The sequence below is a fragment of the Arenimonas sp. genome (genome assembly GCF_035312645.1).
Taxonomy (GTDB): Bacteria; Pseudomonadota; Gammaproteobacteria; order Xanthomonadales; family Xanthomonadaceae; genus Arenimonas.
The window spans coordinates 1-11,516 of the sequence record NZ_DATGBO010000116.1; the positions used below are offsets into that span (position 1 = coordinate 1).

The following is an 11,516-nucleotide window of genomic DNA, read 5'->3' on the forward strand; positions in this document are numbered from 1 at the left end:
ATCCCTGTTGTTGACCGCCTTCGGGCGGATGCCCGCGCGGGCTTTTGCCGCGCTGCTGCTCGTGTTTCCCCTCATCGCCTGCCAGCGCGAAGCGCAGTTGCCACCTGCGGCGGGCAAAGCCGTCACGCCAGCTGTCTCGGCCGCAAACGCGCCGCCTGTAGTCACCAATATCCGCTACGTCTGTCCCATGCACCCGCACATCCAGCAGCACGGACCGGGCGTGTGTCCGATCTGCGGGATGACGCTGGAGAAAAAGGAGGTGCCCGCCGCTGCGTCACCGATGCCGGCGACAGGCAACGATCCATCGACGCAAACGCCGCCAGCCAAGGATGATCACCGCGTCCTGTACTACTACGACCCGATGCGCCCCGAAGTGCATTTCGACAAACCGGGCCAATCACCCTTCATGGATATGGCCCTGGTGCCGAAGATGGCAGTGGGTAATGACGCGACCGGCGTCGCCGTCAATGCGGCCGTGGTGCAAAGCCTGGGCATCCGCACCGCGCAGCCCATTCGTCGCGAGGTTCGTCCCAGCGTGCGCGTGCCTGCGCGTGTCGTCGCAGACGCACGCGGCCAAGCGCGCCTGCAGTCGCGGGTCAGTGGTTGGATCGAGCGCTTGGACATTCGTGCGGCAGGTCAGTCCGTATCCGCCGGCAGCATCGTCGCCGAAATCTATTCCCCCGAGTTGGTGCAAGCACAGGAAGAGCTGCTGCTGGGAGCGGAGACCGCCGGCCCCGCGGCCGAACGTCTGCGTCGTTTCGGCATCGCCGACATCGACATCCAGGCCATTCGCCGCGCCGGCAAGGCGTCGCGGCGTTTGCCACTGCGCGCACCGGTCAGCGGGGTCGTCACGGAGCTGGGTGTGCGCGAAGGATCGAGCGTCTCGCCCGATTCGTTGATCGCCGATTTTTCCGGCCGCAGTGCCGTCTGGATTGAAGCGCAACTATTCCCCGCGCAGAAAGTCCTGCTCGGCGATCGCTACACCGCACGCTTCACCATGCCAGGACTGCCGGGCCGGAGTTGGAGTAGCGACAGCGGCACACTCGTGCCGGTCGTCGACGCCGTGACGCAAACCTTGGCAGTACGGTTTCCGATCAGTGATGCCAGCGATTTGCCGTTGGGTTCTGTGCTCGATGCGGAGATTGATGGCCAGGCGCGCACCGATGTCCTGGTGGTTCCGGTATCGGCGGTGATTCGCACCGCGCATGGGGACCGGGTACTCATCCAGCGCGACACCAATCGCTTCGTACCGAGTCCTGTGACCCTGGGTCAACGCTACGGCAATGAGGTCGAGATCCTTGCTGGCCTGACGGCCAGCGATCGCGTCGTGACGTCCGGTCAGTTCCTGCTCGACGCCGAAGCCAACCTGCAATCGGGATTGAGCCAGATGGACGCCGAACCTGCGCCTGCACTGGCCGGACCATCGTCATGATCGAGCGATTGATCCATGCGTCGCTGGCCCATCGCGGACTGGTGCTGACGCTGGCGGTGTTGCTGGCCGCGCTGAGCCTGATCTCGGTACGGCAACTGCCGCTGGATGCGATTCCGGATCTGTCGGACGTGCAGGTGATCATCCGCACGCCGTATGCCGGCCAGGCGCCGCAGATCGTCGAAGACCAGGTCACCTATCCAATCACCACGCGGATGCTGGCCGTGCCGAAAGCCAAAGCAGTCCGCGGCTTTTCGATGTACGGCGATTCGTTCGTGTACGTGCTGTTCGAAGACGGAACTGATCTGTACTGGGCGCGTTCGCGCGTATTGGAATACTTGTCGCAGGTGCGCAGCGATTTGCCGGCCGGTGTGGAGCCGCAACTCGGGCCTGATGCAACCGGCGTGGGCTGGGTATACCAGTACGCGCTGATTGACCGGACGCACCAACACGATCTGGCTGAGCTGCGGTCATTGCAGGATTGGCGCCTGCGTTTCGAGCTACAGCGCATACCGGGCGTTGCAGAAGTGGCTAGCGTCGGCGGCTTTGTCCGCCAATACGAGGCCGTCGTCGATCCACGGCGATTGCAGGCCTACGGTATCGGCTTCAATCAACTGATCGCCGCGGTCCGCGCCGCCAACCGTGAGACCAGCGGTGCCCGCCTGGAGATGGCCGAGAGCGAATACATCGTGCGCGGCGTCGGCTACATCCGCTCGCTCGATGCGCTGGGTGCGGTTCCGACCGGCGTGATGAAGAATGGCAAGGCTATCTTGCTGCGCGATGTCGCGGAGTTGCGCTTCGGTCCCGTGCCCCGCAACGGCATCACCGAACTCAACGGCGAGGGCGAGGCTGTCGGCGGCATCGTCGTCATGCGCGATGGCGAGAATGCCAAGGCCGTGATCGATGCGGTCAAGGCGCGCCTCGATAGCGTGCGCGCCAGTCTGCCGCCGGGCGTCGAGATCGTGCCGGTCTACGACCGCTCGAGCCTGATCGAACGCGCCGTGAGCAATCTGCGTGGCAAACTCATCGAAGAACTGCTTCTCGTGTCGCTCGTGTGCGCGCTATTCCTGTGGCACGTGCGCTCGGCGCTGGTGGCGGTGATCAGCCTGCCGCTGGGTGTGTTGATCGCGCTGGCAATCATGCGTTGGCAAGGATTGAACGCGAACATCATGTCGCTGGGTGGCATCGCGATCGCGATTGGCGCCATGGTCGATGCCGCCGTCGTCATGATCGAGAACGCGCACAAACACCTGGAGGAATGGACCAAGGCCCACGACGGCAATCCGGCCGAGGGCACGGACCATTGGCGGGTGATTGCCGCCAGCGCGGTCGAGGTCGGGCCGGCGCTGTTCTTCTCGCTGCTGATCACCGCCTTGTCGTTCCTGCCGGTGTTCGTGCTGCAGGCGCAGGAAGGTCGCATGTTCGCGCCGCTGGCCTGGACCAAGACCTGGGCACTGGCAGTGGCCGCCGGTTTGTCGGTCACGCTGGTGCCGGTGCTGATGGGTTACTGGATTCGCGGGCGATTTGCCGATGAATCGGAATACCGGTTGACCCGTTGGATCGTCAATGCCTATCGACCGGTGCTGGCATTCGCCTTGCGTCGCCCGAAGACAATCGTGCTATTCGCAATGCTCGGGTTGGTGAGTGCGCTTTGGCCGATCACCCGGATCGGCAGCGAGTTCATGCCCGAGCTTGAAGAAGGCGACGTGCTGTACATGCCCACCACGTTGCCGGGTCTTTCACCCGGCGAAGCGCAAGCGGTATTGCAGCGGACCGACCGCCTGATCAAGTCGGTACCGGAAGTGGCAACGGTATTCGGCAAGGCCGGGCGCGCGGAAACCGCGACCGATCCGGCGCCGCTGACCATGCTGGAAACCACGGTGCAGTTCAAGCCGGAGTCGGAATGGCGCCCAGGCATGACCCGCGACAAAGTGATGGCCGAACTGCAGCAAAAACTGGCACTGCCCGGCCTTACCGCGGCGTGGGTGCCGCCGATTCTCAACCGTATCAACATGCAGGTCAGCGGCATCCGCACGCCATTGGGTGTGCGCGTGACCGGGCCGGATCTGGCGACGATCAGCAAGAACGCCGAGCGTATTGCTGCAGTATTGTCCAAGGTGCCTGGAACGCGATCGGCCTTTGCCGAGCGGGCAGCAGACGAACGGCAGATCGATGTGACACCGGATCGGGAAATGCTCGCCCGCTATGGTGTGTCGATGGAGGACGCCCAGGAATGGCTGGCATCGGCGATTGGTGGTGAAGCGATCAGTCGCGCCGTCGAAGGTCGCGAGCGCTATCCGATCGCGTTGCGCGTGCCGTCTTCCTGGCGGGATTCACCCGAGTCGATTGCTGCCTTGCCGGTGGTGACGCCGTCGGGTGCACAGGTGCCGCTCGGAGAGCTGGCCAGGATATCGCTGTCCGACGGCCCGCCGATGATTCGTAGCGAGGACGCGCAACTCGCCGCCTACGTCTTCGTGGATCTCGGCGATCAGGACTTGGCCGGCTACATCACTCGTGCTGAAAAAGCGCTAGCCGAACAGGCCAAGCTCACCCCGGGCGTAAGTTGGCATTGGGCCGGCAGCTACGAGCATTTGCAGCGCGCTGGTGAGCGATTGCGCCTGGCAGTACCGCTGACCCTCGTCATCGTGTTCGGGTTGTTGTTCGCCGCCTTCCGCCGTGTCGCCGAAGCCAGCTTGATCATGCTGACCGTGCCGTTCGCCTTGGTGGGTGGCCTGTGGCTGCTGTGGCTGCTTGGCTATGCCTTCTCGGTGGCCGTCGCGGTTGGTTTTATCGCCTTGGCAGGCGTGGCTGCGGAGTTCGGCGTGGTGATGCTGATCTATCTGGATGCGGCGGTGAAGCGCGCTCGCAGCGCCGGCGAGCTGACAACCGTTGCGGATCTTGATGCCGCCTTGAGCGAAGGCGCGCTTCGGCGAGTCAGGCCCAAGGTCATGACGGTCGTGACCATCCTCGCTGGCCTGCTGCCGATCTTGCTGGCCTCTGGCGCTGGCGCCGCGACAATGCAACGCATCGCCGCGCCGATGTTGGGCGGCATGCTCAGCGCGCCGCTGCTGTCGCTGATCGTGATTCCTGCGGTTTACAAACTCTGGCTCAGTCGTCGCCTGTCAGCGACGCGGGGAGAAATGCCATGAAGCGTTCAACTCTCATCACCGCTGCTATGGCGCTGTCTGTGGTGTTGACGGCCTGTGTCACTACGCCTGCGAGTGTCGACCGCACCACTGTCTCTGCAGCAGTGGTGCAGGCCAGCATCGGCGCACCACGCCTTCCTACTGCTGGCGAGAACTATCTGGATGCGTCCTGGTTCAACGATCCGCTGACGGTGGATCGCTCCGTGCAGACCGCACTGCTGAACAATCCGCGAGTACGCGCCGAACTGGCGCGCCTGGATACCGCTCAGGCCGAGCATGTACAAGCCGGATTGCTGCGCAATCCCATGGCGTCGTTGATGGCGTTGCGACCGGAAGGTGGCGGTCGCTTTGAACTCGACTACAGCCTGATGCAAAGCCTGTTCGATCTGATGACTCGCTCACGGCGCATCGATGTGGCGGATGCAGCGCAGCGGCGTGTTGAGGCGGAAGTGATCGGGCAGCTGATCGCCATTGCCCAGGATACCCAGGCGGCGTACTACGAGACCTTGATCGCCGAAGCGAAAGTTCAAGTCCAACGCGAACAATGGGCCATCGACAACCAAGGTCTGCGCCTGCTGCAACGCCAAGCCAGTCAAGGCGCTGTGTCGGCGGCGGCGACATTGGAGCAGCAGGCGATCGCATCCATGCGGGCCCATGAACTGCAAACCGCGGAAGCGACACTAGCCCAAGCACGCGCGGTGTTGGCGCAGCAGTTGGGCTTGTCATCGACGGTTCCGCTGGTGCTTCCCGATTCCCTGCCGACGTTTGCATTTCCTGGGTTGGATGCGCCCGCTCTGCAAGCACTGGCGGCGACACACCGTCCTGAGTTGCAGGCCGCCGCAGCGACGGTGGATCAGGCTCGCGCCGAACAGCGACTACAAACCGGCGGTCTTCGCGCAACGGAACCAGCGCTGGGACCCGCGGGTATCAGGGAGAGCGGTGGCCTGGCGCTCGAGGGCTTGAGCATCCAGATGGCGTTGCCAATCTTCGATACCGGCAGGGCGCGTCGTGATCTGGCGGCTGCACAGATCGCCCAAGCCGAATTCACGGAGGAGGCGCTGCGACGTCAGGTGCCTCTGGAGGTCGAGCGCGCGATGGCCACCTTGATGGCAGCACATATCGCGGTCGGGCACGCGGACCATCATCTCTACCAACAGCAACAACTGGAGCGACTTGCACAGCAAGCCTACGATCAAGGCATCTCCGATCGTCCCCGCTACCTGCGGGCGAGTCGCGCAAGACTGGATTCAGTCATGGAGCAGCTCGACGCGCAGCAGGCGCGGTGGGCAGCGCTGGTTGCCCTTGAACGCGCGACGGGGTCGGCTGCGTTGGCAATTACAGCTCCGCCGCCATAAAGCGTTTTGCTGTGCAACAGCCGACCCGTCTTCTTCAGCTTTACTAAACCTCATTACCAATCTGTCGATGAGTTTGTGCGCCCTGCCGATTTTCGCGAGTAGGCGAATTTTCGCGAGAAAAAAAGAAGGGGCCTTGCGGCCCCTTCCTCTTTTCATCGTGTTGACGCGATCACTCAATAACCCATGGCCACGTGACTCTGGTCCTGTGGCACCACGCTGACGGCGACGCGCATCGTCGTGCCGGGGTGATAGGCCGTGGTCGTGTGATAGGTCTGACCACCGTAGCGATAGGTCACGTTGTAACCGATCACACGCTGATCGTTGCCGTTGCTGTAGCCGTTGTCGCTGACCATGCGGCAACGCTGGACGGTACCGGCCTGGCCGTTGCCGTAACCGTTGTCGCCATAGACGTTGCCGCCATTGCCATAACCATTGTTGTTGCCGTAGCCATAGGCGGAATTGTTGCCGTAGCGGGCATCACCGTTCTGGCGATGATTGGCGACGGTGTTGCCGATCATCGCGCCGATCGCCGCACCGGCGACCGTCGCGGCCTTGCGTCCGTCACCATGACCCGCCTGGTTGCCCAGCGCACCACCGATGATCGCACCGAGCACGGCGCCGCCGGTGTTGATGCGGGAGTTGCCACCCTGGCCGTAGGCATTGCTGCGCACGTCGTAACCATTCGTGTTGTAACCACGCGAGCTGCGGTTGTTGTAACCGCCATTGTCGTACGGGCCGCCGGCGTTTGCGGCCGGCTCGTTCCAGCATTCCTGATGCTGCGAAGAATGGTCTTGTTCGATGATCGGGTCGACGCTGGTCACCTGCGCGACGTCGTAGCGCGGGCCATCATCGTTGTTGGCCGAAGTGTCGTAACCGTTGTTGCGGGAGTCGTAGCCGTTGTCACGATAATCGGCGAAGGCGGTGCCGGAGGCGGCGGCCAGGGCCAAGGCGAGCGTGCTGACAGCGAGGCGGTTCATGTGTTGGCTCCAAGCACCGGAGTGGTGCGGGCGAACAGTACGGACGCGGATGGCAACGCCGGCTTAATTCCCGACGCGCAAGACCAGATTGTTCAGAAAGGCGACAGCCCGCGACGCTACCGCCGCTGCCTCACGGCCGCATAGCGGACCAACATGACTGGCCCCGGGCAACAAAAGAAATTCCGCCGAAACCGCCTGCGCCACTACTGCCGATGCTGAAGCAGGAACCTCGTCGTCGCGCTCAGACGCAATCATCAACACAGGGCAACTCGGTGGCGCCACCGCGACCCCGGCAATGGCCTCCTCTATCACCGCACCAGATTCATCGCGCCAGTGCCGGAATGCGAACAGGCAGGCAGCTTCGTCGGCATCGGGCAGCGCGCGACGCGTGCCAGCCAACGAGGCATCGCGTCGCCAGGGAATCACCTCGGGGAATTTTTCGCGTACCGGCAATAGCGCCGACCACGGCGACGGCGGCAAGGGATTGACCAGCACCAGAGCGTCGGCGATGTCGGCATTGGCCAGCGCGAGCAAGCCGCCGAGGCTCGCACCGACCAGCACGCGCGGCGACGGCAGCGCCACCGCCGAACTACGCACCTGCGCGAGATAGTCGACGAGCCGCGTGTTCGCCAACCCGCTCGCAGCAGGCTGCAGATCCGGTGCCGACACCGCGAGGCCCGCAGCGCGGAAAACCCGCGACCAGACATTCCATTCCCAGCCGCCGCCACCGGCGCCATGGATCATCAATGCATTCATCGATGCTTGCGACCCGGCAACTTGCCAGCGGCAACAGGAAAAAAAGCAATCACACCAGCGTCGCGTTCATCGTCACCGGGATCGCGAGCGCCTTGGAGATCACGCAATTGGCTTTGGCGGTGTCGGCGATCGCGGCGAAACCGGCGGCGTCGATGCCGGGAACGGTAGCGCTTACGATCAGATGCACGCCGACCGCATGTGGGCCGGGACTGGTTTCCATCAGCACTTCCGCGCGCGTGTCGATGCGCGTGGCAGTGAAGCCGGCGTTCTGCAGGATGAAACCCAGGGCCATCGAATAGCAGCCGGCGTGCGCGGCGGCGAGCAGCTCCTCGGGATTGGTGCCCTTCTCCTCGCCGAAGCGGGTGTTGAAGGAATAATTCTGTTCGGCGAATAACCCGCTTTGCGGCGTGCTCATCGCGCCCTTGCCGGATTTGAGGTCGCCCTGCCAATGTGCGGTCGCAAAACGCTTGAAGCCCATGACGTTCTCCTGCCCGAGGTGGGCGGCCATTATGCGACGAGTCGAAGATATGGGTACGCGATGGCGACGCAGCGAATTGCAGAGCCAGGACGCCCCGGCTTGACCGGACCGGGCAGCGGAGCGAGGCTAGACATCCCGGCGACCCCGGGAACACCGCCATGACCGCCCGCCGAGCGAACCGCTCGGTCGGTATCGCTCCCCAACGCGGACGACCATGACGGCCTCATCCACCCGAACAGGGAGAGGCTCGTTATGTCGTATTCAACGGAACAAATCAGGAATGTGGCCCTCGCAGGCCACTCCGGCGCCGGCAAAACAACGCTTTTCGAAGCCCTGCTGCATGCCGGCGGCGCAATTCAGACGGCAGGCAGTGTCGAACGCGGGACCACGGTCTCGGACTTCGACCCGATGGAAAAAACCCGCGTGCATTCGCTCAACACCGCGATCGCCTCGATCGATCACGCCGGCGTGCACATCAACCTGATCGACTCCCCCGGCTTTGCCGATTTCCGCGGCCCGACGCTATCGGCATTCTCGGCCGTGGAAACGGTCTGCGTCGTGGTCAACGCCAGTCTCGGCATCGAATACGGAACGCGCCGGATGATGGAAGTGGCGAAGGCGCGCAATCTGTGCCGCGTGCTGGTGGTCAACAAGATCGATGCCGACCCCGACAAACTGCTCGCGCTGATCGAACAATTACGCGCCGAATTCGGCAATGAATGCCTGCCAATGAACCTGCCCGCCGACGGCGGCAAAGCCGTGGTCGACTGCTTCTTCAATCCCGCCGGCGATTCCGATCTCGGCAAGGTCGCCGAACGTCACCAGAAGATCATCGACCAGGTGGTCGAGGTCAATGAAACCGTAATGGATCATTATCTCGAAGGCGGCGAGGCCGGCGTTTCCGGCAACGAACTGCACGACGCCTTCGAACAATCGCTGCGCGAAGGCCATCTGGTGCCGATCTGTTTCGTGTCCGCGCGCACTGGTGCCGGCGTCAAGGAATTGCTCGATCTCACCGAACGCCTGTTTCCGAATCCGCTGGAAGGAAATTCACCGCCGTTCGTCAAGGGACAGGGCGCCGACGCGCAGGCGATCGTCGCCAGACCGGATGCGAAAGCGCATGTGATCGCCGACGTGTTCAAGATCGTCAACGATCCTTTCGTCGGCAAGCTCAGCGTTTTCCGCGTCTTCCAGGGCACGGTGCGCAAGGACACGCAGTTGTTCGTCGACGACGGCAAAAAGCCGTTCAAGGTCGGTCATCTGTTCAAGCTCAAGGGCAAGGACCACGTCGAGATCGACGCGGCCATCCCCGGCGACATCGCCGCTGTCGCCAAGATCGACGAGATCCATTTCGATGCGGTGTTGCACGATTCCCACGACGAGGACCAGATCCACCTCGAGCCACTGGAATTCCCCAAGCCGATGTTCGGCCTCGCCATCGAGGCGGCGACGCGCGGCCAGGAACAGAAGCTGTCGACAGCGTTGCACAAGCTCGCCGAGGAAGACCCCGGCTTCCACGTCGAGCACAATCCCGAACTCAACGAGACGGTGATCCGCGGTCTGGGCGAATTGCACCTGCGCGTGATGATCGAGCGCATGAAGGATCGCTACGGCGTGGAAGTGAAATCGCGACCGCCGCGCATTGCCTATCGCGAAACCATCGGCGCGCAGGCCGAGGGCCATCATCGGCACAAGAAGCAGACCGGTGGTGCGGGACAATTCGGCGAGGTTTTCCTGAAGATCGAGCCACTGGAGCGTGGCGCGGGATTCGAGTTCGTCGATGCGGTGAAAGGCGGAACGATTCCCGGGCAATACATGCCCGCCGTGGAAAAAGGCGTGCGCCAGGTCCTGCATGGCGGCGCGGTCGCGGGCTATCAGCTGCAGGACGTGCGCGTGATCGTCTACGACGGCAAATACCACACCGTCGATTCCAAGGAGGTCGCGTTCGTCGCCGCGGGCAAGAAGGCATTCCTCGACGCGATCACCAAGGCGCGGCCGCAGATCCTCGAACCCATCGTCGACCTCACCATCACTGCGCCCGAAAGCCACATGGGCGACATCACCGGCGGCCTCGCCTCCAAGCGCGCGCGCATCAATGGCACCGATTCCGTCCGCGATGGTGAAATCCTGATCCGCGCGCAGGTACCGTTGTCGGAACTCACCGACTATGCCGCCGAACTCAAGGGCGCCACCGCCGGACGCGGCCGCTACGATCTCGAGTTCAGTCACTACGAACCGGTGCCGGGCAACGTGCAAAAGCAACTGGTGGAAGCCTACAAGCCACGGCATGAGGAAGATTGACGCGGCGCATGCGGCGCGATGGCTTGCAATGGCCGGCGGTGGAATTTCGCTGTCGGCTGCCTGGCGCGCTGGTGCGAGGCCCGCGCTGACCTGCTCCCCGATCAACCTGCGTGCAAGACTCTGAGCACTCGTGAAGTGCCGTCGAAACCATCATCACACCACCGGGATCCCGCATGCGCAGCAACGCTTTCCGTCTTCATTTCCTCGCGGCATTTGCCGTCACCACCGCCGCCTGCACGCCGGCCAAGCTTCCGCAAGAACCGGCCAAGCCGGAACAGCCCACCGTCGCACAGCCCGCGGCGGTCGTCGCCAGCGCGAATGCCGCACCCGTCGCGACGCCGGCCAACGCGCAGCAAGCATTGCCCGACACGCTCGATGCGCTGGTGCACAAGGACGACACGCTGGCCAGCCTGCGGCAGCGGCTCGGTGCGAAGAATGTCGTCGAAGACCAGGTACCCGGCGCCGAAGGCGAGGATTTTCCGGGCTGGGTTTTGTTTCCCGATGATCCGACGCGGCGCGTCTACGTCTATCTCGACGACAGCACGCGGCGTCCGGATCTGTTGCGCATACTCGACAGCGAATCGCAGTGGCGACGCAGCGACGGCATCGCGATGCGGGTGACGCTGGCGGAACTGGTCGCACGCAATGACGGCAAGCCGATCAAGTTCAGCGGCTTCGGCTGGGATTACGGTGGTCAGATCCAGGGCTGGGGCGGCGGCAAGCTCGAGGGCAAACTCGTCGCCGGCGGACTCGGTCTGTGCCCGCCGGAATTCCCCGGCGACAACGAACCCGCGAATTATCCCACCGGCGAAGAAACCTATTCCTCGACGAATGCGCTGGCAAAAAAATATCCACCGGTGATCTGCGAATTCGGCGTCGGCCTCGACGGACCCACGAAAAAACCATGAAAGCGCAACACGCCGACGCCGCCAGCCGACTTGAGCACATCCCCAATATCGGCCCCTCGCTGGCCGAGGACCTGCGCCAGCTCGGCATCAGGCAACCGGCGCAACTGATCGGCAAGGATCCGTACGCGCTTTATGCACGCCTCAACACGCTGACCGGTACGCGCCA

9 protein-coding genes are annotated in these 11,516 nt (G+C 63.5%); 6 read left to right on the top strand and 3 right to left on the bottom strand.

The features are described 5' to 3' along the window. The first annotated feature begins 10 nt into the window (after positions 1–10). From VKM35_RS10670 to VKM35_RS10680, 3 genes are read left to right on the top strand one after another with little or no spacing between them, the layout of a single operon-like run. The gene (locus VKM35_RS10670) at positions 11–1,432 is read left to right on the top strand and encodes an efflux RND transporter periplasmic adaptor subunit (RefSeq protein WP_324321001.1); all 1,422 of its coding nucleotides are present in this window, start codon (positions 11–13) and stop codon (positions 1,430–1,432) included. Next, entirely contained in the window at positions 1,429–4,578 is a 3,150-nt protein-coding gene (locus VKM35_RS10675) for a CusA/CzcA family heavy metal efflux RND transporter (RefSeq protein ID WP_324321002.1), read from the top strand. Before VKM35_RS10670 ends, VKM35_RS10675 begins: the two co-directional genes overlap by 4 nt. Further along, positions 4,575–5,930, top strand: a complete 1,356-nt coding sequence (locus VKM35_RS10680) for a TolC family protein (RefSeq protein ID WP_324321003.1) — start codon at positions 4,575–4,577, stop codon at positions 5,928–5,930. Before VKM35_RS10675 ends, VKM35_RS10680 begins: the two co-directional genes overlap by 4 nt. Before the next feature lie 173 nt (positions 5,931–6,103). Here VKM35_RS10680 and VKM35_RS10685 read toward each other — a convergent pair whose 3' ends face one another. From VKM35_RS10685 to VKM35_RS10695, 3 genes are all read right to left on the bottom strand, one after another. Beyond that, positions 6,104–6,907 carry a glycine zipper 2TM domain-containing protein gene (locus tag VKM35_RS10685; protein ID WP_324321004.1) on the bottom strand — a complete coding sequence of 268 codons (804 nt, stop codon included), beginning with the start codon at positions 6,905–6,907 and terminating at the stop codon, positions 6,104–6,106. 63 nt (positions 6,908–6,970) lie between these two features. After that, on the bottom strand, positions 6,971–7,663 hold the full coding sequence (locus tag VKM35_RS10690) for an alpha/beta hydrolase (RefSeq protein ID WP_324321005.1): 693 nt from the start codon (positions 7,661–7,663) through the stop codon (positions 6,971–6,973). A gap of 49 nt (positions 7,664–7,712) precedes the next feature. Then, positions 7,713–8,141, bottom strand: a complete 429-nt coding sequence (locus VKM35_RS10695) for an OsmC family protein (RefSeq protein WP_324321006.1) — start codon at positions 8,139–8,141, stop codon at positions 7,713–7,715. A 252-nt stretch (positions 8,142–8,393) separates the two neighbouring features. Here VKM35_RS10695 and fusA point away from each other — a divergent pair, with 252 nt between their 5' ends. The 3 genes from fusA to VKM35_RS13870 form a co-directional block, all read left to right on the top strand. Next, on the top strand, positions 8,394–10,442 hold the full coding sequence (gene fusA / locus VKM35_RS10700) for an elongation factor G (RefSeq protein WP_324321007.1): 2,049 nt from the start codon (positions 8,394–8,396) through the stop codon (positions 10,440–10,442). Positions 10,443–10,615: 173 nt separating this feature from the next. Further along, a complete protein-coding gene (locus tag VKM35_RS10705) occupies positions 10,616–11,350 on the top strand; it encodes a hypothetical protein (protein WP_324321008.1) in 735 nt (244 codons plus the stop codon). Beyond that, positions 11,347–11,516, top strand: a 170-nt coding sequence (locus VKM35_RS13870) for a helix-hairpin-helix domain-containing protein (protein ID WP_414636630.1), incomplete at its 3' end; no start/stop codon positions are given. The genes VKM35_RS10705 and VKM35_RS13870, both read left to right, overlap by 4 nt.